Source organism: Streptomyces griseus subsp. griseus (genome assembly GCF_003610995.1).
Classification (GTDB): domain Bacteria; phylum Actinomycetota; class Actinomycetes; order Streptomycetales; family Streptomycetaceae; genus Streptomyces.
The window spans coordinates 2,551,488-2,573,214 of sequence record NZ_CP032543.1 but is presented as its reverse complement, the minus strand read 5'-3'; the positions used below and the strand labels follow the sequence as shown (position 1 = coordinate 2,573,214).

The following is a 21,727-nucleotide window of genomic DNA, read 5'->3' as shown; positions in this document are numbered from 1 at the left end:
AGCACACCGCGCCTTGGGATCGCCCCCGCCGACGGGTTCACACCATTGGCCCCCGGGTGCCAGGCTGGAACCATGAGCGATCTTCTCGAACGCCTGCGCACCGGGCTCCCCGCCGAGGCCCTGATCACCGATCCGGACGTCACCGCGTCCTACGCCCACGACATGGCGAGCTTCTGCGCGGCCGGCACCCCGGCCGTCGTCGTGCTCCCGCGCACGGTCGAGCAGGTCCAGCACGTCATGCGCACCGCCACCGAACTGCGGATCCCGGTCGTCCCGCAGGGCGCCCGTACCGGCCTGTCCGGCGCGGCCAACGCCTCGGACGGCTGCATCGTGCTCTCCCTGGTGCGGATGGACCGGATCCTGGAGATCAGCCCGGTCGACCGGATCGCCGTCGTGGAGCCCGGCGTCATCAACGCGGTGCTGTCACGCGCGGTGAACGAACACGGGCTCTACTACCCGCCGGACCCCTCCAGCTGGGAGACCTGCACCATCGGCGGCAACATCGGCACGGCCTCCGGCGGCCTGTGCTGTGTGAAGTACGGGGTCACCGCCGAGTACGTCCTCGGCCTCGACGTCGTCCTCGCCGACGGGCGGCTCCTGACCACCGGCCGCCGGACGGCGAAGGGGGTCGCGGGATACGACCTCACCCGGCTCTTCGTCGGCTCCGAGGGCAGCCTCGGGATCGTCGTCAAGGCCGTCCTCGCGCTCAAACCGCAGCCGCCGCAGCAGCTCGTCCTCGCCGCCGAGTTCCCCTCGGCAGCCGCCGCCTGTGACGCTGTGTGCCGGATCATGGAGCGCGGTCACACCCCGTCACTCCTCGAACTGATGGACCGGACGACCGTGCGTGCCGTCAACCGACTGGCCTCCATGGGGCTGCCCGAGACCACCGAGGCGCTCCTCCTCTGCGCCTTCGACACTCCCGACCCGGCGGCCGACCTCGCCGCCGTCGGAGCGCTCTGCACAGCGGCGGGGGCCACCGAAGTGGTCCCGGCGGATAACCCGGCCGAGTCCGAACTCCTCCTCCAGGCCCGCCGGATGTCGCTCACCGCACTGGAGGCCGTCACGTCCGCCACGATGATCGACGACGTCTGCGTACCGCGCTCCCGGCTCGGCGAGATGCTCGCGGGCACCGCGGCCATCGCCGAACGGTACGACCTCACCATCGGCGTCTGCTCGCACGCGGGCGACGGCAACACCCACCCCGTCGTCTGCTTCGACCACACCGACCCCGACGAGTCCCGCCGGGCCCGCGAGTCCTTCGACGCGATCATGGCGCTCGGTCTGGAGCTGGGCGGGACCATCACCGGCGAACACGGCGTCGGTGTCCTCAAGAAGGAGTGGCTCGCCCGCGAACTGGGCGAGACCGGCATCGAGTTGCAGCGCGGCATCAAGGCCGCCTTCGACCCGCTCGGCCTCCTCAACCCCGGCAAGCTCTTCTGATCCCCGCCTCTTTCGGGGGCCCTCACGCCTCACCGTCCTGGGACGGCGACTCGTCCGCCGACCACGGGTCGCTCAGCCACAGGTCGTCCGCCGGCAGCGGGGCCAGCAGCTCCGCCAGCGCCTCGTCGAGCCCGAGCCGCTCGCTCTCCGTGCCCGGCGGCACCACGAGCAGGGTCCGCTCCACCCAGGCGGCCACGGCGACCGACGGCACCTCCAGGAGGGCGTTGCCGTCCGGCGAGGTGAGGGCCACGCAGATCACGCTGCGGTTGTCGACCTTCGTCGGCCAGATCCGCACGTCCCCGTGCCCGCACGGCCGGAACACCCCTTCCACCAGCAGCTCCCGGGCGAACGTCCAGTGCACGGGCGACTCGGAGCCGATGTGGAAGGCGATGTGCACGGCGTACGGGTCGTCCGTGCGGTACGTCAGCCGGGCCGGGACCGGGATGGACCGCTCGGGGGAGAGGACGAGCTTCAGCTCCAGCTCACGTTCCACGATGTTCATCATGAGAATGCACAACCTTCCGGTGCTCCTGGGCCGGTCCCGCTGACCGCCCCGCACAAGGAGAGAGCGCCCTCCCCGCCACCTATTACGCGACTTCTCAAAAAAACTTCGATCCGTCGCGAAAGTGGTCCCAAACAGTCGGACCGGCCCGGGGATACGTGACGGTCTGATAGATGTGGACCCTTGTATTGAGGCCGTCAACCCGCACCCCGGGGACGGCCTGAGGCCTCGAAGAGATACGGGACCCGCTGATGAGCGCGCCAACTCCGGCACCCGGTGACGACAGCCCACGTGAGGGCTACTACCCCGACCCCTCCATCCCCGGTTACGTCCGGTACTGGAACGGCGTCTCCTGGGTCCCGGGTACGAGCCGGCCCGCGCCCCAGCAGGCCGCGCCGGTGGAGGAGACCGGGCCGATCTTCTTCGACGAGGAGGAAGGGATCGCGGACGGCCCGGGGGGCTCGAACACGCCGGGCCGGTCCGAGGCCGGGTCCGTCTGGCAGGCGGACTCCGCGCGCCAGAACGGCTTCGGCGGCGAGCGGGACCACCGGGTCTCCTGGGGCGGTGACCCGCCCCCGGAACCCGCCGCACCCGCGGCCGACCCGCGGGCACCCCTCGCGCATGACCCGACCCGCGGCGCGCTGCCGGGGATGCGGGACAGCGGGAACGACGGCGGGGCCTCGGCGGAGGCCGGGGCGCGTCCGCCGACGGAGGGCACGGTCACGAGCCGCGCGACGGGCCCGCAGGCCGGTGCCGTACAGCCGAACGCGGTACGGGGGAACGCCCCGCGACCCGACCCCGTACAGCCGCATGCGGTTCGGGGAAGTGCCCAGCAGCCCGGTGCCGTAGGCGGCAACGCCCCGCGACCCGACCCCGGACAGCCGAACGCCGGTACGCCGCAGGGGCCGCAGGCGCTGCCGGCCGTCACCGCGCAGCCTCTTCCGGTACCGGCCCCCGCCCCCGCACCTCAGGAGGTGCGGCAGGGGCCGGTCCAGGCCTCCGCGCCCGCGCCCGCCGTACCGACGCCGCTCACCCCGGGCCCCGGTGGCGGGTCGGCGTCCTGGGCGCAGCAGGTCCACCAACTGGCCCAGCCCGAACCGCAGCTCCAGCAGGCGCCTCAGCCGACACCCCAGCACCCGCCCCACCAGCAACAGCAGCCACCCTTCGCGCAGTCCGGGGCGGCGGCGGACCAGCCCGTCGTGCCCTGGAAGCCCCCGGCCGCCGACGACCCCTTCCAGCAGCTCGTCCGCTCCCAGGCGGCGGCCCGGCCCGCCGGGCTCGGCAAGCGGTTCGCCGCCCGGCTGGTCGACAACCTGGTGCTCGGCACGGTCGTCGGTGCGGTGGCCATCCCCCTGGGCACCCGGGCGATGGACCACATCGACCGGAAGATCAGCGCGGCCGAGCAGACCGGCGAGACCGTCACCGTCTGGCTGCTGGACTCCACCACCGGGACGCTGCTCGGGGCCCTGCTCACGGCCTTCCTCGTCCTCGGCTTCCTGCTGGAGGCGCTGCCCACCGCCAAGTGGGGCCGCACGCTGGGCAAGAAGGTGTTCGGCCTCGACGTACGGGACATCGAGTCCCACGACGCGCCCACCCTGGGTGCGGCCCTGCGCCGCTGGCTCGTCTACGGGGTGCTGGGACTCCTGGTCATCGGTGTGGTCAACGTGCTCTGGTGCCTGGTCGACCGGCCCTGGCGCCAGTGCTGGCACGACAAGGCCGCCCGCACGTTCGTGGCGGGCTGACCCGAAACCGGGCTGAGCGCGCCACGGGCTGACCGAAACCCGGCTGAGCGGGACCGGGCGGGCTCAAGGCTCCGGGCGCCTGGCGGGCACGGCCCGGGAGCCCGCCTTAGACTCGTATGCCGCCCCGCGTCCCCCGAACGCACCTGAGCCGTTGCGGGCCCCGGTGGCACGGGGTGCACTGCCCCCATGAGCAACGACCAGCCGACGCCCGGCCAGCCGCCCGAGGACGACGATCCGTTCGTCAAGAAGCCGCAGGAGCCCCCGCCGCCGTCAGACGGTCAGCCGCCGTACGGTCAGCCCCCGTACGGGAGCGCGCCGCCCCCGCCGCCGCCCCCGCCGAACGACCCGTACGGCGGTGGTGCCGGTTTCGGGGCGCCGGACCCGCTGGCCGGGATGCCTCCGCTGGCCGAGCCGGGCAAGCGGATCCTGGCCCGGCTGATCGACTTCCTCATCATCTCGATCCCGCTGTATCTGATCTCGCTGCCGTGGGGCGGGGCGATCGATGTCGACGGCAACGGGGACGGCGGGTTGGACGGCGCCTACAGCGGCCACCAGTTCCTGTGGTCACTGATCGGCCTGGTCGTCTACGTCGCGTACGACACGTACTTCACGCACAAGGACGGCCGGACCCTGGGCAAGCGGCTGCTGAAGCTGCGCGTGGCCATGCTCAACGACGGCCGGGTGCCCGACACCGGGGCGGCGCTGATGCGGGCCGTCGTCCTGTGGGCTCCGGCGCTGCTGTGCTGCCCGTGCCTGTGGTGGCTGATCAACATCGTGCTGATGTTCACGGACAAGCCCTACCGGCAGGCGCTCCAGGACAAGGCGGCCAAGACCGTGGTGGTCATGGCCAGGTAGGCACGCGGAAGCAGCCGGGCGGGGTGCGTCCTCCCGTCCGGCTGCCGAAGGCGCGGGTCTCTCAGCGGCGCAGCGAGTGCTGCCGGTCCGCCTGCTGCGACGAGCGGGCGGCCGGCACCCGCTCCCGGCCTGCCAGGGAGTCCAGGGCGTGGTGCGTACGGGCGGCGGAGGCGTGGGCGGTGTGGTGCGGGTGCGCCGTCCGGGCCTGGGCGCTCTGCCGGGGCTGTGGCAGGCGTACGGCCACCAGCAGGCCGAGCGCGAGCGCGGTGGCGGCGGCGAGTCCCACACCGAGGCCCGACTCCGTACCGGAGAGCAGCAGCAGGGCGAGGGTCGTACAGATGACGGTGGCCGAACCGTAGACGAGCTGTGCGGCAGTCGGACGCGGCATGACGGTTTCCGTCCTCGGGACGTCGGATGGGCGGGTGGTCGGCACATGCGCAAGTGCCTTCCGACCCTACGACGGTGGATGCCCGACGGGGACCGGTAGTAAGCGTGACCTAACCCACGGTACCGGTGCACAGGGGGCGCACGGAGTCACGCCTCTCGCCAACCGGACGGTGCGGCGCGCCCGTTGGTAAAGATCCTGTCCGTATATCGGGAAAGCGCTCCTGCATAGTGCACTTGGTCTGTTCAAGTCAAGGTCTGTCTTTTCTCTCGCAACTCCGATCGAATGTCGTCACTTGTGACGCGTTTACGCGCGCGGCCCTCTCCATACCCCCCTGGCCGCTGCGCGGACGCCCGAGGAGGACTGCATCAAGTGACCAATCAGAGACGGGCGCTTCGCGCCGCTGCCGTTGTCGTGGCCATGGCCGCGACTGCCGCGACGGCGTCGACCTTCGCCACCGCCCAGGCGCATGACACCACATCAGGTTCCGCCGCTTCCGCCGCCCACCGCCAGGACCCGGCGCCGGCCAAGGGGCATGTGGAGCACAACCTCGAAGGCCCCTTCAGCGAGCAGCAGGCAGCGCAGCGGGAGGCCGCGCTGGAGCAGGTGCTCGCCGGGGACAAGAAGGTGACGACCAAGAGCGGCTCCAAGGTCGTCAAGCTCGGCGACAAGAAGTACGTGGAGCTCGGCCGGGAGAAGACCGATAAGATCTTCACCATCCTGGTGGAGTTCGGCGACAAGGTCGACGACACCACGATGTTCGACCCGGACGGCGACGGCCCCAAGCCGCCGGTCAAGAAGTACGGCGGCACGCCCGGCCCGGCGCACAACAAGATCGCCAAGCCGGACCCGAAGAAGGACAACAGCACCGCCTGGAAGGCCGATTACAACCAGGCGCACTTCGAGAAGCTGTACTTCGGCGAGGGCAAGGACGTCCACTCGCTCAAGACCTACTACGAGAAGACCTCCTCGGGCCGCTACTCGGTCGACGGCGCGGTCTCCGACTGGGTGAAGGTCGACTACAACGAGGCCCGCTACGGCTCCAACTACTGCGGCCAGTCCAACTGCGCCAACGTGTGGGACATGGTCCGCGACGGCGTCAACGCCTGGGTCGCCGACCAGAAGGCCAAGGGCCGCACGTCCGCCCAGATCAAGGCGGACCTGGCCGAGTACGACCAGTGGGACCGCTACGACTACGACGGCGACGGCGACTTCAACGAGCCCGACGGCTACATCGACCACTTCCAGATCGTCCACGCCGGTGAGGACGAGTCGGCCGGCGGCGGCGCGCAGGGCGGGGACGCCATCTGGGCGCACCGCTGGTACGCGTACGGCACCAACGCGGGTGCGACCGGCCCGGCCGACAACAAGGCCGGCGGCGCGCAGGTCGGTGACACCGGCATCTGGGTCGGCGACTATACCGTCCAGCCCGAGAACGGCGGACTGGGCGTCTTCGCCCACGAGTACGCCCACGACCTCGGTCTGCCGGACCTGTACGACACCTCCGGCGGCGGCGAGAACTCGGTCGGCTTCTGGTCCCTGATGTCGGCGGGCTCCTGGCTCGGCACCGGCAAGGGCGAGATCGGCAACCTGCCGGGCGACATGACCTCGTGGGACAAGCTCCAGCTCGGCTGGCTCGACTACGACAAGGCCAAGGCGGGCAAGACCTCGCTGCACAAGCTGGGCGTCTCGGAGTACAACACCAAGGACCCGCAGGCGCTCGTCGTCGAACTGCCGCCCAAGTCGGTGACCACCACCGTGGTCAAGCCCGCGCAGGGCACCAAGCAGTGGTGGAGCGACCAGGGCGACAACCTGTCGAACACCCTGACCCGTTCGGTCGACCTGACCGGCAAGTCCTCGGCGAAGCTGGACCTTTCGGGCTGGTACGACATCGAGGCCGACTACGACTTCCTCTACACCGAGGTTTCGGACAACGGCGGCACGAGCTGGACCGCACTCGACGGCACCGCCGACGGCCAGGCCATCCCGCGCGACGCCAGCGACAAGCCGGCCCTGACCGATGTCTCGGGCGCGTACAAGAAGCTCTCCTTCCCGCTGGACGCCTACGCCGGCAAGAAGATCGACCTCCGCTTCCGCTACCAGACCGACGGCGGCGCGGGCGGCAAGGGCTTCGCGGCCGACGAGATCACCATCACGGCCGACGGCGCCACCCTCTTCTCGGACAACGCCGAGGGTGACGACAACGGCTGGTCGGCGAAGGGCTTCTCGCGGATCGGCGAGTCGTTCGCGAAGGACTACCCGCAGTACTACATCGCGGAGAACCGCCAGTACGTGTCGTACGACGAGACCCTCAAGGTCGGTCCGTACAACTTCGGCTTCGCCACGACCCGCCCCAGCTGGGTGGAGCACTACGCGTACCAGACCGGTCTGCTCGTCTGGCTCTGGGACACCTCCCAGAAGGACAACAACACCTCGGTCCACCCGGGCCAGGGTCTGATCCTGCCGGTCGACGCGCACGCCAAGCCGCTGAAGTGGAAGGACGGCACGGTCGTACGCAACAAGATCCAGCCGTTCGACGCCCCGTTCAGCTGGTACCCGAACAAGGGCTTCACGCTCCACAACGCGGACGTGCCGCTGAAGATCCAGCCCTCGCTGGGCAACCCGGTCTTCGACGACCGCAAGGGCACCTACTGGTACAAGGAGAACCCCACGGGCAGTGTCAAGGTTTCTGACACCAACACCCGCATCTCCATCGTCCTGGAGCCGCTCAACGGCTCCTCGATGACTGTGCTGGTCAGCCCCTCGGGCCGATAATTTCGTAAAACCCCAGGTCAGAGCATGATCGGCCGTCGCCCTCTAGCGGGCGGCGGCCGATCGTGTTTAGGTGCGTCTTGTTCACATCCTTATTGACACGACGTCTCACGGGGGAGTGCGATCCATGGCAGGCGGAGGTTTCTGCAGATTGCCGAACGGCACGGTGGTGGTGGCCCTCACCCTCACCAGACCGACGGAAGGCGCGGCCCACCGCGCCGGTACGGAGGCGGGCCCGGGTGCCCCGGTACGGGTGCTGGTCCACGCGGCGAACCGGGCGCGCGCCCTGACCAGGCTGCGCAATCTGGGGCTGCGGGCGGTGTACCTGCGCGGCAACGACCGGCCGCCCACACCGGACGAGGTCACGGCGGTGCTGCACCACCCGGACGGGCTGCTGTGGCGGGCGGCGCCCGAGGCGGGGCCGGCCACACAGCCGGCGCTCGCGCTCCAGTCCTGCCAGGAGCTGTGGCACCCGATCAGGGCCCTGCTGGGCCCGGCCGGGTACGCCGGACCGGCCCGCCCGGCGGCGTGAGGGCGGGCGGCTCCGAGGGGCCGTGGCAGGGCTCCAGTGCCTCGGCGGCTCCCCGGGGCTCCAGGGCCTCGGATCGTCTTAGAGGGCCTCGGCCACGACCGGCTTCCCGGAGAGCTTCACGCCCGCCGTCCGGAGCTCGTCCAGGGCCTTCTCGGTGGTCACCGGCGAGACCCCGGCGGTCAGGTCCAGCAGCACATGGGTGACGAAGCCCTCACGGGCCGCGTCCAGGGCCGTAGCCCGTACGCAGTGGTCGGTGGCGATACCGACCACGTCGACCTCGGTCACCGACCGGTCGCGCAGCCACTGGGCGAGCCCGATCCCGTTCTCGTCGGCTCCCTCGAACCCGCTGTACGCGGCCGAGTAGGCGCCCTTGTCGAAGACGGTGTCGATGGCCCCGGAGGCGACGGCGGGCGCGAAGTTCGGGTGGAACCCGACGCCCTCGGTCCCGGCGACGCAGTGCACCGGCCAGGAGTCCACGAAGTCCGGGGTGTCGGAGAAGTGGCTCCCGGGGTCGACATGGTGGTCCCGGGTGGCCACCACGTGCCGGTAGCCGGGCTGGGCCTCACCGATGAGATCGGTGATGGCGGCGGCGACATCGGCGCCACCCGCCACCGCGAGGCTGCCGCCCTCGCAGAAGTCGTTCTGAACGTCCACGACGATCAATGCGCGGTGCATGGCGGGTGTCCTTCGGTGGGGAGAGCGGCTGGGGAGGGGGAGAGCGGCGGTACTTCAACGTTCACGGGGATGCCACGAGCGTAGAGACTAGGGCCTGACAATCAACCCCTACCCACTGGCGCCGATCCGGCCCGCCCGGGCGCCACCCCAGCTCGTCCGGGCCGACGCGGCCCGTCCGGCGTCCGGGGGCGGAACCCTCGGGGCGGGGGCCCCGCACCTGCCGAGGGCCCGGGCCTCACACGCACAGGGCCCGGTCTCACACATACTCCGTCCCCAGCACCGGCTCCCCCCGGGACAACTGCATCGCCGACATCGGCAACCCGGCCCGAGCCGCGACATGCCGCTCCCGGGCCGCCTCCAGAGGCTCACGCGCGACCACGGCCCCACCCCGCACCAGCTCCACCAACAGCTCCCGCCCCAGCAGCCCCTCCGGCACCGCCCCGGTCCCGATCACCTCGGCCTCGGCCACGCCGCCCTCGTCGACCCGGCGCGCCGCCCACTTGCGACCCCCCACCGACGACTTCGCGCCCAGCGACTTCTTCGCCACCGGCACCAGCGGAGCGTCCGCGTCCGCCGTCCCGGCCCGGGCCACCAGCTTGTAGACCATCGAACACGTCGGGTGCCCGCTCCCGGTGACGAGCTGCGTGCCGACCCCGTACGCATCCACCGGCGCGGCCGCAAGCGAGGCGATCGCGTACTCGTCCAGGTCCGAGGTCACCACGATCTTCGTGCCCGTCGCCCCCAGCTCGTCCAGCTGCTGCCGCACCCGGTGCGCGACCAGCAGCAGGTCCCCGGAGTCGATCCGTACGGCACCCAGCTCGGGCCCCGCGATCTCCACCGCCGCCCGTACCGCCTCGGCCACGTCGTACGTGTCGACCAGCAGCGTCGTGCCCCGCCCCAGCGAGTCCACCTGCGCCCGGAACGCGTCCCGCTCGGTGTCGTGCAGCAGGGTGAAGGCGTGCGCGCTGGTCCCCACGGTCGGGATCCCGTACCGGAATCCGGCTGCCAGGTCAGAGGTCGCGTCGAACCCGCCGACGTACGCCGCACGGGCCGAGGCCACCGCCGACAGCTCGTGGGTGCGCCGCGCCCCCATCTCGATCAGCCGGCGCCCCCCGGCGGCGGCCGACATCCGCGAGGCGGCGGCCGCGATCGCGGAGTCGTGGTTGAGGATCGAGAGGATCACCGTCTCCAGCAGCACGCACTCGGCGAACGAGCCCTCCACCCGCAGGACGGGGGAGCCCGGGAAGTACACCTCGCCCTCCGGGTAGCCCCAGATGTCGCCGCTGAAGCGGTAGCCCGCCAGCCATTCGAGGGTCGGCTCGTCCACGATGTCCTGCTGGCGCAGGAAGCCGATCATCTCGTCGTCGAAGTGGAAGTTCTCCACCGCGTCCAGCACCCGCCCGGTGCCCGCGACGACCCCGTACCGCCGCCCCTCGGGCAGCCGGCGGGTGAACGCCTCGAAGACGGAGCGGCGGGAGGCGGTGCCCGCCTTGAGGGCCGCCTGCACCATGGTCAGCTCGTACTGGTCGGTGAAGAGCGCGGTCGACGGAACGCCGACCCGTCGCCCGAGGTCCGCTGAGTTCATGGCTGAGATGCTACCCCCTATTCGTCAGAGTGACGAGATGTGGGGTCCGTTTGTGCGCGGGGACCGCCCGGGTGGCAGCATGGGACAGGTGAGCGTTGCTACCCCCCTAGAGATCGAACGTCCTGATTCGGCCGAGGAGACCTTCGCGGTCCCCGAGCCGGACGTCCCGTGGGTGACGCTCGTCCACAACGACCCGGTCAATCTCATGAGCTATGTGACCTATGTCTTCCAGGCCTACTTCGGCTACTCCAAGGACAAGGCGCACAAGCTCATGCTGGACGTGCACCAGAAGGGCCGCGCCGTGGTCTCCAGCGGGAGCCGCGAGGAGATGGAGCGCGACGTCCAGGCCATGCACGGTTACGGGCTGTGGGCCACCCTCACCCAGGACCGCAACTAGCGGCCCGGCCGCCGTACGCACCCCCTGCCCCGTTCGACCCACCATCGGAGAATCCATGGCCGGCCATTTCGAGGCCACCCCGGGCGGCGGCGCGGCCGTCGCACTCGACGAGGTCGAGGTCTCGATCCTGCGCTCCCTCGCCGTGCAGCTGCTCGAACTGATCGGCCCGGGCGAGACCCCTGCCGACGGCGAGGACCCCCTCGCCGCGCTCTTCGCCGAGGGGCCCAGCAAGCCGCCGTCCGACCCGGCCCTGGCCCGGCTCTTCCCTGACGCGTACGGGGGGCCTGACGAGCTCACCGAGAGCGACGGGAAGTCGGAGGAGGAGCTGCGGGAGCTGTCCGCCGAGTTCCGCCGCTTCACCGAGACCGACCTGCGCTCCCGCAAGCGCGATGACGCCCTCGCCGTCGTACGGACGCTCGATGCCCTCACGCCCGTCGGCGACGGCGGAGCCGTACTCACCCTCACCGCCGACGAGTGCCGTTCCTGGCTCGGCTCGCTCAACGACCTGCGGCTCACCATCGGCACCCGGCTGGAGGTCTCCGACGAGGACGAGGGCGAGGACGGCTCGCTCTACCGGCTCCCCGACAGCGACCCGCGCAAGCCGATGGTGATGGCCTATCTCTGGCTCGGCGCGCTCCAGGAGACGCTCGTCGAGACACTGATGCCGTAATCGGCGGAAAAGATGCCGCCTCCGGGCCCGCTCCATTCGCTCAACGGACGCTCAGATCCGGGTAACGATCCCCCCAAGTCATAGGCGGCATTCGCTCCGGATGGAGTTCCTTGTCCCCTTTTGCCTGTGGGATGCGCCACAGAATGTCCCATGGTGTCCTGTGACGGCCGTGATAAATCTTCACGATCGCCCGGGGACGCCACCCCTGTTCCCGGGGTCGCCACAAGCCGGCCGAACGCCGGTGGCACTCCAATCCATATCCGGGGGGATCAGGACCTGATCCGCAGCCTTGACGGCGCGGATCGGCGTGGAGAAAGGCGCACCACACATGACATCGGCACAGGTCGACGAGGGACAGGCCGACCACGGAAGGCCCGGAGCGGAATCCGGGGAGGCCGAGACCGGTGGCGAGGGGTACCAGCGAGGTCTGGGAGCCCGTCAGATCCAGATGATCGCCATCGGCGGAGCCATCGGTACCGGGCTCTTCCTCGGCGCGGGCAAAGCGATCGACCGGGCCGGACCCAGCCTCATCCTGGCCTACGTCCTGGCGGGCCTGGTCATCTTCTTCATCATGCGGGCCCTGGGCGAACTGCTCATGTACCGCCCGGTCTCCGGCTCCTTCTCGGAGTACGCCCGCGAATTCATCGGGCCCTTCTTCGGATTCGTGACCGGCTGGACGTACTGGCTGTTCTGGGTCGTCACCGGAATCACCGAAGTCACCGCCGCCGCCACCTATATGACGTACTGGTGGGACATTCCGCAGTGGCTGTCCGCACTGGTCTTCACCGTCATTCTGTACGGCGCCAACCTGATCTCCGTGAAGCTCTTCGGCGAGCTGGAGTTCTGGTTCTCGATGGTCAAGGTCACCGCGATCGTCGGCATGATCCTCATCTGCGCCGGCGTGCTGACGCTCGGTTTCTCCGACGCCGGTGACACCGCGACCGTCTCCAATCTCTGGAACGACGGCGGCTTCTTCCCGAACGGCGTCGGCGGCATGCTGATGACGCTCCAGATCGTCATGTTCGCCTTCCTCGCCGTGGAACTCGTCGGCGTCACCGCCGGGGAGTCCAAGGACCCCAAGACCGTGCTGCCCAAGGCCATCAACACCGTGCCGTGGCGTATCGCCGTCTTCTACGTCGGTGCGCTGATCATGATCCTGTCGGTCGTGCCGTGGTCCACCTTCAAGCCGGGCGTCTCGCCGTTCGTGAAGGCCTTCGAGGAGATGGGGCTCGGCATCGGCGCCGCCATCGTCAACTTCGTCGTCCTGACCGCGGCGCTCTCCTCCTGCAACTCCGGCATGTACTCCACCGGCCGTATGCTCCGCGACCTGGCCATGAACGGACAGGGCCCGCGCGCCTTCACCAAGCTGACGAAGAACGGCCTGCCGCTCACCGGCACGACCTTCTCCGCCGCCCTGATGCTCGTCGGCGTCTGGATCAACTACCAGTGGCCGGGCGAGGCGTTCAACTACGTCGTCTCCTTCGCGACCATCTCCGGCATGTGGGCCTGGATCATGATCCTGTTCAGCCAGATCCGCTACCGCCGCCTGGCCGACCGGGGCGTGCTGCCGCAGTCCTCGTTCAAGGCCCCGGGAGCCCCGTACACCAGCTGGTTCGCGCTCGCCTTCATCGGCATGGTCATCGTGATGATGGCGATCGACAAGGACGCCAGGATCTCGCTGTACTGCGCCCCGCTCTGGGCGCTCCTCCTGGGCATCTCCTACCTGGTGCTCAAGTCGCGCGACCCGGAGAACACCGCCTTCGCCAAGCGCTGACCCAGGCGTCGTCCACCCCCGACCCCGAGGGTGGGCCCGGCCACCCCGAGCCCACGACCACCCTCCTCCCGGACCGCCCCGGCCACCCCCACGGGCCCCGGCGTCCACCATGCGGGCCTTCCCGTACCGCCCACCGGTACGGGAAGGCCCGCATGCCTATCCTGGCGCCATGCTGACCATCACCCAGGCGCTCCACGACCAGATCGTCGCCCACTCCCGCGCCGACCACCCCGACGAGGCGTGCGGTGTGGTGGCGGGCCCGGCCGGGACGGGGCGCGCGGAGCGCTTCATCCCGATGCTCAACGCCGCCCGCTCGCCCACGTTCTACGAGTTCGACTCCGGCGACCTCCTCAAGCTCTACCGCGAGATGGACGACCGCGACGAGGAGCCCGTGATCATCTACCACTCGCACACGGCGACCGAGGCCTACCCCTCCCGCACCGACGTGACGTACGCCAACGAGCCCGGCGCCCACTACGTCCTCGTCTCCACCGCCGACACCGACGGCGCGGGCCCCTTCCAGTTCCGCTCGTACCGCATCGTGGACGGCGAGATCACCGAGGAAGACGTGCAGGTCGTCGAAGCGTACTGAGCGCCTGGGCGGATCGCGGAGCCGCCGGACGGGTCTGGCACACTGCACCCCAGACCCGAACACAAGGCAGCAGGAACCAGGAAGCCGGTGCGAATCCGGCACGGTCCCGCCACTGTGACCGGGCGCGCCCTCCCGTACGGACGAATCCCCCGTGGACGACCCCGCACCGGAGGGCGCGCCCGGAAGCCAGGAACTGGCCCGCTGCCTTTCACGCATCGACCAGGGGACGCGGAAATCCCCCGGAGAGGCCCCGCCATGTCCCGGCGCACCCCCGCGCTCATAGCCGCCGCCGTGCTGCTCCCGCTCGTCCTCACCGCCTGCTCCACCTCGGAGACCTCCACCGACGCCAAGGGCGAGCCCGAGGCCTCGGCGAAGAGCGACGGCTTCCCGTACACCGTCACCAACTGCGGTGTCACCACCACGTACCAGGCCCCGCCCGAGCGCGTGGTCACCATGAACCAGCACGTCACCGAGATCATGCTGGAGCTCGGCCTCACCAAGTCCCTCGTCGGCACCGCCTACCTCGACGACAAGGTCCTGCCGAAGTACGCGAAGGACTACGCCTCCGTACCGGTGATCGCCAAGGAGTACCCCTCCTACGAGCAGGTCCTCGCCACCAACCCCGACTTCGTCTACGGCGGCTACAGCAGCGCCTTCACCGCAGGCGACGGCCGCGGCCGCGAGGCGTTCAAGAAGTCCGGCATCGAGACCCGGCTCAACACCGAGAGCTGCGCCAAGGCCGACACCCCGATGGAAACCCTGTACGAGGAGATCCGCGAGGTCGGCCGCACCTTCGGCGTCACCGACCGCGCCGAGGCCTGGATCAAGCAGGCCAAGGCCGACAACGCGGCCACCGCCGAGAAGCTCAAGGACCTCGATCCGCTCTCCGTCTTCGTCTACGACAGCGGCGACAAGACCGCGTTCACCGCCGGCGGCAAGGGCATCGGCAACGAGCTGATCAAGCGTGCCGGCGGCACCAACATCTTCGCCGACCTCGACAAGTCCTTCGGGGACGCCTCCTGGGAGAACGTCGTCGCCCGCAAGCCCGAGGCGATCGTGATCTACGACTACGGTTCCACCACCGTCGCCCAGAAGAAGAAGCGCCTCCTCGACGACCCGGCCCTCGCCGACGTCCCCGCCATCAAGAACAAGCGCTTCGCGGTCATGCCGCTCTCCGACGCGGTCCTCGGCGTCCGCGTCCCCGCCGCCGTCGACAAGCTCGCGGCCCAGCTCCACCCGGCGGCCACCACCTCGTGACCTGCCGCACCCCCGCACCGCGGCGGCTGCTGCGCTACACCCTGGTCGTCGGCGTCCTCGCCGCGCTCCTCGCCGCCGCCGTGGTCGCCGCACTCGCCCTCGGCTCCGTCCGCATCCCGCCCGCCCAGGTGATCGACATCCTGACCGGGCGGGCGGAGGCGAGCCCGTTCCGCACGATCGTCCTGGACGTCCGGCTGCCCCGGGTCATCCTCGGGACCGTCGTCGGCGCCGGACTGGCCGTCATCGGCACGGTCCTCCAGGCCCTCGTACGCAACCAGCTGGCCGACCCGTTCCTCCTCGGCGTCTCCTCCGGGGCCTCCACCGGCGCGGTCCTGGTGATCGTCCTCGGCATCGGCGCGACCCTCGCCACCACCGTGACCATCCCGGCCGCCGCCTTCGCCGGCGCGCTGCTCTCGCTGCTGCTCGTCTACGCCCTGGCGCGCGGCGGGGGCGGGCTCACCACCAACCGGCTCGTCCTCGCCGGGGTCGCCGTCTCCTACATCCTCTCCGCCCTCACCAGCCTGATCCTGGTCACCTCCGCCCGCGCCGACCACCTCCAGGAAGTCCTCTACTGGACCCTCGGCGGCCTCGGCGCGGCCCGCTGGGACATGCTCGCGCTCCCGACGATCACCCTGATCGCCGGTACGGCCGTCCTCCTCACCCTGGCCCGCCCCCTCGACCTGCTCCTGGTGGGGGAGGAGGGCGCGACCGTGCTCGGCCTGGACACCGCCCGCTTCCGGGCCGCCGTCTTCGTCCTCGCCTCGCTGATGACCGGGGCGCTGGTGGCGTACAGCGGGGCGATCGGCTTCGTCGGCCTGATGGTCCCGCACATGGCCCGGATGGCGGTCGGCGCCTCGCACCGGGCGCTGCTGCCGGTGGTCGCGCTCGGCGGGGCGGTGTTCCTGGTCCTCGCCGACCTGGCCGCCCGCACGCTCGCGGCCCCGCAGGACATCCCGGTGGGCGTGCTCACGGCGCTGACCGGCGGCCCGTTCTTCCTGTGGATGCTGCGCCGCAGGCCGGAAGGGGCCCCCGCATGAGAGCCGTACGCACAGCTGAGGGAGCCCGCCCATGACCACCCTGCGCACCGAGGCACTCTCGTACGGGATCGGCGAAGGCCGCCACCTGGTCGACGCGGTCGATCTCACCGCCGCCGACGGCGAGACGGTCGGCCTGGTCGGCCCCAACGGCAGCGGCAAGACCACCCTCCTGCGCTGCGTCTACGGCACCCTGCGACCCACCCACGGCCGTGTCCTCCTGGACGGCGACGATCTGGCCACCCTCCCCGTGAAGGCCCGCGCCCAGCGGATCGCCACGGTCCCCCAGGACGGGCACGCCGGGTTCGAGCTGACCGTCGGCCAGGTCGTCGCGATGGGCCGCGCCCCGCACAAACGGTTCTGGGAGGCGGACAACGCGGCCGACACCGCCCTCGTCACCGAGGCCCTGAAGCGGGTCGGGATCGCCGCACTCGAACCCCGTACCTTCGCCTCCCTCTCCGGCGGCGAACGCCAACGCGCCCTGGTCGCCCGCGCCCTGGTCCAGCAGCCCGCGCTCGTCGTCCTGGACGAGCCGACCAACCACCTGGACATCCGCTACCAGCTGGAGATCCTCTCCCTGGTCCGCGACCTGGGCACCACCAACCTGCTCGCCCTGCACGACCTCAACCTCGCCGCGTACTACTGCGACCGCCTCTACGTCCTCAAGGACGGCCGCGTCGTCGCCTCCGGCACCCCGGAGGAGGTGCTGACGGCGGAACTGCTCGGCGAGGTGTACGGCGTCGCCGCCGAGGTCAGCACGCACCCGAAGACGGGCGCGCCGACGGTGGTCTACCTGCCGGAGGGGCCGGGCCGTTCCCTGTTGTCCGCATAGTGGTCGCTCACCATCCACGATATGGGATCACACTCGGGTTTCCGGGCGGGGAATCGATACGATGCCCGCATGGTTCCCCATGACGTGAGCAACAGGACGCCGGGCACGCTGCTCGTCGCGCGGCTGCACGTCGACCTGTGCAGGCTCCAGAGCGCGATCTGTCCCCCGCCCGCAGCCTGCCCGTGAGCCGCCCGGCCTGAGGTCAGGCCCGCGCGAGCCCCACCCGTACACACCACGCACCACACCCCTGCGCGGGGGAAGAAACGCGCGCCCCACGCCACCTCCCCGCTTTCGACAGGAGCCCACGCCATGGCCATCGAGGTCCGCATCCCGACCATCCTCCGCACCTACACCGACGGCGCCAAGGCCGTCGAAGGCAACGGGGACACCCTCGCCGACCTCTTCGCCGACCTGGAGAGCCGCCACACCGGCATCCGTGAGCGCATCGTCGACGGCGAACAGCTGCGCCGCTTCGTGAACGTCTACCTCAACGACGAGGACGTCCGCTTCCTCGACGGCATCTCCACCAAGCTCAGCGACGGCGACAACGTCACCATCCTCCCGGCCGTCGCCGGCGGCATGCGCTGATGCGGTACGACTCCCCGCTGGCGGCCGTGGGGAACACCCCCCTCGTCCGCCTCCCGCGGCTGTCCCCGTCCGAGGACGTCCGCATCTGGGCCAAGCTGGAGGACCGCAACCCCACCGGCTCCATCAAGGACCGCCCCGCGCTCCACATGGTGGAACAGGCGGAGAAGGACGGCCGGCTCACCCCCGGCTGCACGATCCTGGAGCCCACCAGCGGCAACACCGGCATCTCGCTCGCCATGGCGGCCAAGCTCAAGGGCTACCGCATCGTCTGCGTCATGCCGGAGAACACCTCGCAGGAGCGGCGCGACCTGCTCGCCATGTGGGGCGCCGAGATCATCTCCTCCCCGGCCGCGGGCGGCTCCAACACCGCCGTACGGGTGGCGAAGGAGCTGAGCCAGGAGCACCCGGACTGGGTGATGCTCTACCAGTACGGCAACCCGGACAACGCGGGCGCCCACTACGCCACCACCGGCCCGGAGATCCTCACCGACCTCCCGTCCATCACGCACTTCGTGGCGGGCCTCGGCACGACCGGCACCCTGATGGGCGTCGGCCGCTACCTCCGCGAGAACCGCCCCGGCATCCGGATCGTCGCCGCCGAACCGCGCTACGACGACCTGGTCTACGGCCTCCGCAACCTCGACGAGGGCTTCGTCCCCGAGCTCTACGACGCCTCGGTCCTCACCACCCGCTTCTCGGTCGGCTCGGCCGACGCGGTCACCCGCACCCGCGAACTCCTCCAGCAGGAGGGCATCTTCGCGGGCGTCTCCACGGGCGCCGCCCTCCACGCGGCGATCGGTGTGGGCAACAAGGCGGTCAAGGCGGGGGAGAGCGCGGACATCGTCTTCGTGGTGGCGGACGGCGGCTGGAAGTACCTGTCGACGGGCGTCTACACGGCGGAGACGACGGAGGCCGCGATCGAGACCTTGCAGGGCCAGCTCTGGGCGTAGGCGCCCTTCGGCGTCCGGGCACCACTCAAGCCCGTCCGCACCATCTCAGCCCCTCCGGCGATCGAGGAGCGGGGGCCGGGGCAGCGCCCCGAGACCCGGCCCCGCCCTCACCCCGCCCCCAACCCCCGCACCCGCTCCCACAGCTCCGGGTCCACCACCCCCACCCTCCGCCGGAACCCGCCCAGCGACACCTCCCGCAGCTCATCCGTCTCCAGGAAGCTCTGCCGCCCCCGCTGATCCCCCACCGTCCCCGCGGGCAGCGCGATCACCCCGGGCCGCTCCTCGTGGTGCTTGCTGGTGATCTTGGCGACGAGCACCGTGCGCCCCCGGCCCCGCCCCCGTACCGAGAGCACCAGGCACGGCCGGTCCTTGGACCCGGGCCCGTCCTCGTACGGCACATCGGCCCACCACACCTCACCCGCCCGCGGCGTACGCCCGTCCCCGCGCCCCGCCGGACCAGAAGGCCGCGACGGCGGACGCGTCGACCCCGCCGGCTGCCGAGGCCGCCGCGACCGGGGCCCCCGGTCCGAGCGCCCCCGCCCGTCCACCACCGCGGCGACGAGGGCCAGCAGAACTACGGCGACCAGCGCCACCCACCAGAACATGTCCATCCCCCGACCGTACCGGCGGCCGGCGGGCACCCCTCCCGCGCCCGGGGCGCCGCGCCCGGGCCCCACCGTGGGCGCGCTTCCATCGAACCGGTGACAGAGCAGGTGAGTTCCCCCACAACGGCAGGCGGCGGAGGAGCGACGCGGAGTTTTGCGCCTTACGCTCGACAAACCGCAAAACGTTCCGGCAGGAATTGCACGACCCCTTCCGCACGAACCCTCCCCGTTCCCATGCTCCGGAGGTTCACGCTCCATGAAGCTCACCGTCGTCGGCTGCTCCGGCTCGTTCCCGTCCCCGGGTTCGGCATGCTCGAGCTACCTCGTAGAGGCCGACGGCTTCCGGCTGCTCCTCGACATGGGCAACGGCGCCCTCGGCGAGTTGCAGCGCCACGTCGGTCTCTACGACCTCGACGCGATCTTCCTCAGCCACCTCCACGCCGATCACTGCATCGACATGTGCGCGTACTTCGTCGTGCGCTACTACCGCCACGACGGCGCCCGCCCCGTGCCCCTCCCGGTCCACGGCCCCGAGGGCACCGAGCAGCGCCTGACCGCCGCCCATGGCGACACCCCATCCGACCGGGCGATGAGCGAGGTCTTCGACTTCCACACGCTCAAGGCGGACTCCTTCGAGATCGGCCCCTTCACCGTCCGTACGGAGAAGCTCCGCCACCCCGTCGACACCTTCGGCATCCGGATCGAGCACGGTGGCTCCACCCTCGCCTACTCCGGCGACACGGGGACCTGCGACGCCCTGGAGGAGCTGGCCCGGGACGCGGACCTGTTCCTCTGCGAGGCGTCGTTCGTCGACGGCAAGGAAGACATCCCCGACCTGCACCTCAACGGCCGCGAGGCCGGCGAGGCCGCCGCCCGCGCGGGCGCCCGCCGGCTGGTCCTCACCCACATCCCCCCGTGGACGGACGAGGCCCGCAACCTCGCCGACGCCCAGGCCGTCTACCCGGGCCCGGTGGAACTGGCCGCGCCGGGAGCGGTGTACGAGTTCTGAGTACGGGTCCCATGCCCGGGTACGACAGAACCCCCGCCCTCCGGGAAGGAGGGCGGGGGTTTCCGTGTGTACGGGGTGCGGCCGAGGGCTACTTCGCCTCGGCCTTCTGCAGCTCGGCGAGCTCCTCGTCCGACTCCCGGCCCGGGGTCGGGAGGTTGAACTTGACGATCGCGAAGCGGAAGACCACGTAGTAGACCACCGCGAAGCAGAGGCCGACCAGGACCAGCAGCCAGGGCTTCGACGCGATGCCGAGGTTCAGCAGGAAGTCGACCAGACCGGCGGAGAAGCCGAAGCCGTCCTTCATGCCGAGCGCCCAGGTCAGGGCCATCGACACACCGGTCAGCACCGCGTGGATCGCGTACAGCACCGGGGCGATGAACATGAACGTGAACTCGATCGGCTCGGTCACACCGGTGACGAACGAGGTCAGCGCCAGGGAGAACATCATGCCGCCGACGACCTTGCGGCGCTCGGGGCGGGCACAGTGGACGATCGCGAGGCAGGCCGCCGGGAGGGCGAACATCATGATCGGGAAGAAGCCGGTCATGAACTGTCCGGCGTTCGGGTCACCGGCCAGGAAGCGGGCGATGTCACCGTGGGCGCCGTTGTACTCGCCCGCCTGGAACCACGGGAAGGAGTTCAGCAGGTGGTGCATGCCGACCGGGATCAGCGCACGGTTGGCGACACCGAAGATGCCCGCGCCGACCGCGCCGGAGCCGACGAGCCACTCACCGAAGTTGTGCAGACCGGCGCCGAGCACCGGCCAGATCAGACCGAAGACGATACCGATGAGCAGACCCGCGAAGGCGGAGAGGATCGGGACCAGGCGGCGGCCGCTGAAGAAGCCGGCCCAGTCGGGAAGCTTCGTCCGGTAGAACTTCTGGTACAGCAGGGCCACGACTATGCCCATCACGACACCGCCGAGGACACCGGCGTTGACGGGGGCGTCGCTCATCACGATCTTGCCGTCGGCCACGCTGGCGACCTGGGGCAGGTTGCTGTCCGTGAAGGTGGCGAGCACCTTCTGGAAGACGAGGTAACCGGTGACGGCGGCCAGTGCGGTGGAGCCGTCCGACTTCTTCGCGAAGCCGATCGCGATACCGACGGCGAAGAGCAGCGGCATGTTGTCGAGGATCGCGCCACCGCCCGCGGCCATGTAGCCGGCGAGCTTCGTGATGAAGGTCGGGAACGACTCGCGCCCCAGCATGTCGCCGTTGCCGAGGCGGACCAGGAGCGCGGCGGCCGGCAGCACGGCGACCGGCAGCATGAGGCTGCGGCCGATGCGCTGCATGACGGCCATCGCGCCGGCGCCCTTCTTCTTCTCGGCCGCGGGTGCGGTCTCAGCCGTGGTCATCAACTTCCTCCATGGGACACGGTGCCGCCCAGGTCGTTGATGCGGGGAGGCGGCGACTCGACAGACCCTGCGGCAGAGCGCCGTGGTCTGGACCACTCAGTGGTGTAGACCAGTTTTAGCACGGTGAGGGTTAGATAAGGAACCTGCAATTCCCTGTTGATTCGCGGTAGCAGACCC

Annotated in this window: 22 protein-coding genes and 1 riboswitch; of the genes, 16 read left to right on the top strand and 6 right to left on the bottom strand. The window is 70.6% G+C overall.

What is annotated here, in order from left to right; genetic code table 11:
- Positions 1-72 precede the first annotated feature (72 nt).
- Positions 73-1,440, top strand: coding sequence for an FAD-binding oxidoreductase (locus tag D6270_RS11790; protein ID WP_109165442.1), 1,368 nt, complete (start codon positions 73-75; stop codon positions 1,438-1,440).
- 22 nt (positions 1,441-1,462) lie between these two features.
- Here D6270_RS11790 and D6270_RS11785 read toward each other — a convergent pair whose 3' ends face one another.
- Entirely contained in the window at positions 1,463-1,945 is a 483-nt protein-coding gene (locus D6270_RS11785) for an SsgA family sporulation/cell division regulator (RefSeq protein WP_109165443.1), read from the bottom strand.
- Between the two features lie 248 nt (positions 1,946-2,193).
- On the opposite strand from D6270_RS11785, the gene D6270_RS11780 reads away from it, so the two are divergent.
- Complete coding sequence (locus tag D6270_RS11780; RefSeq protein WP_109165444.1) at positions 2,194-3,684, top strand: RDD family protein; 1,491 nt, start codon at positions 2,194-2,196, stop codon at positions 3,682-3,684.
- Between the two features lie 186 nt (positions 3,685-3,870).
- Positions 3,871-4,539 (top strand): RDD family protein, encoded by a 669-nt coding sequence (locus D6270_RS11775; protein ID WP_109165445.1) that lies wholly within the window; start codon positions 3,871-3,873, stop codon positions 4,537-4,539.
- Between the two features lie 61 nt (positions 4,540-4,600).
- On the opposite strand, the gene D6270_RS11770 is transcribed toward D6270_RS11775, so the two are convergent.
- Positions 4,601-4,927 (bottom strand): hypothetical protein, encoded by a 327-nt coding sequence (locus D6270_RS11770; protein WP_109165446.1) that lies wholly within the window; start codon positions 4,925-4,927, stop codon positions 4,601-4,603.
- 369 nt (positions 4,928-5,296) lie between these two features.
- Between D6270_RS11770 and D6270_RS11765 the strand changes: the two genes are divergently transcribed.
- Positions 5,297-7,699: an immune inhibitor A domain-containing protein gene (locus D6270_RS11765; protein ID WP_109165447.1), complete on the top strand. Its 2,403-nt coding sequence runs from the start codon at positions 5,297-5,299 to the stop codon at positions 7,697-7,699.
- 124 nt (positions 7,700-7,823) lie between these two features.
- Positions 7,824-8,228: a hypothetical protein gene (locus D6270_RS11760; RefSeq protein WP_109165448.1), complete on the top strand. Its 405-nt coding sequence runs from the start codon at positions 7,824-7,826 to the stop codon at positions 8,226-8,228.
- Positions 8,229-8,306: 78 nt separating this feature from the next.
- On the opposite strand, the gene D6270_RS11755 is transcribed toward D6270_RS11760, so the two are convergent.
- Positions 8,307-8,903: an isochorismatase family protein gene (locus D6270_RS11755; RefSeq protein ID WP_109165449.1), complete on the bottom strand. Its 597-nt coding sequence runs from the start codon at positions 8,901-8,903 to the stop codon at positions 8,307-8,309.
- Positions 8,904-9,159: 256 nt separating this feature from the next.
- Positions 9,160-10,488 carry a nicotinate phosphoribosyltransferase gene (locus D6270_RS11750; protein ID WP_109165450.1) on the bottom strand — a complete coding sequence of 443 codons (1,329 nt, stop codon included), beginning with the start codon at positions 10,486-10,488 and terminating at the stop codon, positions 9,160-9,162.
- Positions 10,489-10,567: 79 nt separating this feature from the next.
- Between D6270_RS11750 and clpS the strand changes: the two genes are divergently transcribed.
- The 10 genes from clpS (at position 10,568) to D6270_RS11700 (ending at position 18,582) form a co-directional block, all read left to right on the top strand.
- Positions 10,568-10,885 carry an ATP-dependent Clp protease adapter ClpS gene (gene clpS / locus D6270_RS11745; protein ID WP_026241551.1) on the top strand — a complete coding sequence of 106 codons (318 nt, stop codon included), beginning with the start codon at positions 10,568-10,570 and terminating at the stop codon, positions 10,883-10,885.
- A gap of 55 nt (positions 10,886-10,940) precedes the next feature.
- Entirely contained in the window at positions 10,941-11,555 is a 615-nt protein-coding gene (locus D6270_RS11740) for a DUF2017 domain-containing protein (protein ID WP_109165451.1), read from the top strand.
- A 328-nt stretch (positions 11,556-11,883) separates the two neighbouring features.
- Positions 11,884-13,329, top strand: a complete 1,446-nt coding sequence (locus D6270_RS11735; protein WP_109165452.1) for an amino acid permease — start codon at positions 11,884-11,886, stop codon at positions 13,327-13,329.
- 169 nt (positions 13,330-13,498) lie between these two features.
- On the top strand, positions 13,499-13,921 hold the full coding sequence (locus D6270_RS11730) for a M67 family metallopeptidase (protein WP_109165453.1): 423 nt from the start codon (positions 13,499-13,501) through the stop codon (positions 13,919-13,921).
- 13 nt (positions 13,922-13,934) lie between these two features.
- Positions 13,935-14,138, top strand: a riboswitch (cobalamin riboswitch).
- Between the two features lie 38 nt (positions 14,139-14,176).
- The gene (locus tag D6270_RS11725) at positions 14,177-15,178 is read left to right on the top strand and encodes an ABC transporter substrate-binding protein (protein ID WP_109165454.1); all 1,002 of its coding nucleotides are present in this window, start codon (positions 14,177-14,179) and stop codon (positions 15,176-15,178) included.
- Positions 15,175-16,215, top strand: a complete 1,041-nt coding sequence (locus tag D6270_RS11720; RefSeq protein ID WP_109165455.1) for a FecCD family ABC transporter permease — start codon at positions 15,175-15,177, stop codon at positions 16,213-16,215. Before D6270_RS11725 ends, D6270_RS11720 begins: the two co-directional genes overlap by 4 nt.
- Positions 16,216-16,246: 31 nt before the next feature.
- Positions 16,247-17,044 carry an ABC transporter ATP-binding protein gene (locus D6270_RS11715; RefSeq protein WP_109165456.1) on the top strand — a complete coding sequence of 266 codons (798 nt, stop codon included), beginning with the start codon at positions 16,247-16,249 and terminating at the stop codon, positions 17,042-17,044.
- Positions 17,045-17,113: 69 nt separating this feature from the next.
- Positions 17,114-17,230, top strand: coding sequence for a putative leader peptide (locus tag D6270_RS33795; RefSeq protein ID WP_318780017.1), 117 nt, complete (start codon positions 17,114-17,116; stop codon positions 17,228-17,230).
- Positions 17,231-17,353: 123 nt separating this feature from the next.
- Positions 17,354-17,632, top strand: a complete 279-nt coding sequence (locus tag D6270_RS11705) for a MoaD/ThiS family protein (RefSeq protein ID WP_006124874.1) — start codon at positions 17,354-17,356, stop codon at positions 17,630-17,632.
- Positions 17,632-18,582 carry a PLP-dependent cysteine synthase family protein gene (locus D6270_RS11700; RefSeq protein ID WP_109165458.1) on the top strand — a complete coding sequence of 317 codons (951 nt, stop codon included), beginning with the start codon at positions 17,632-17,634 and terminating at the stop codon, positions 18,580-18,582. Before D6270_RS11705 ends, D6270_RS11700 begins: the two co-directional genes overlap by 1 nt.
- A gap of 107 nt (positions 18,583-18,689) precedes the next feature.
- On the opposite strand, the gene D6270_RS11695 is transcribed toward D6270_RS11700, so the two are convergent.
- A complete protein-coding gene (locus D6270_RS11695; RefSeq protein ID WP_109165459.1) occupies positions 18,690-19,193 on the bottom strand; it encodes a type II toxin-antitoxin system PemK/MazF family toxin in 504 nt (167 codons plus the stop codon).
- 250 nt (positions 19,194-19,443) lie between these two features.
- Here D6270_RS11695 and D6270_RS11690 point away from each other — a divergent pair, with 250 nt between their 5' ends.
- On the top strand, positions 19,444-20,196 hold the full coding sequence (locus D6270_RS11690) for an MBL fold metallo-hydrolase (protein WP_109165460.1): 753 nt from the start codon (positions 19,444-19,446) through the stop codon (positions 20,194-20,196).
- 88 nt (positions 20,197-20,284) lie between these two features.
- Here D6270_RS11690 and D6270_RS11685 read toward each other — a convergent pair whose 3' ends face one another.
- Complete coding sequence (locus tag D6270_RS11685) at positions 20,285-21,550, bottom strand: PTS transporter subunit EIIC (RefSeq protein ID WP_109165461.1); 1,266 nt, start codon at positions 21,548-21,550, stop codon at positions 20,285-20,287.
- Positions 21,551-21,727: the final 177 nt, after the last annotated feature.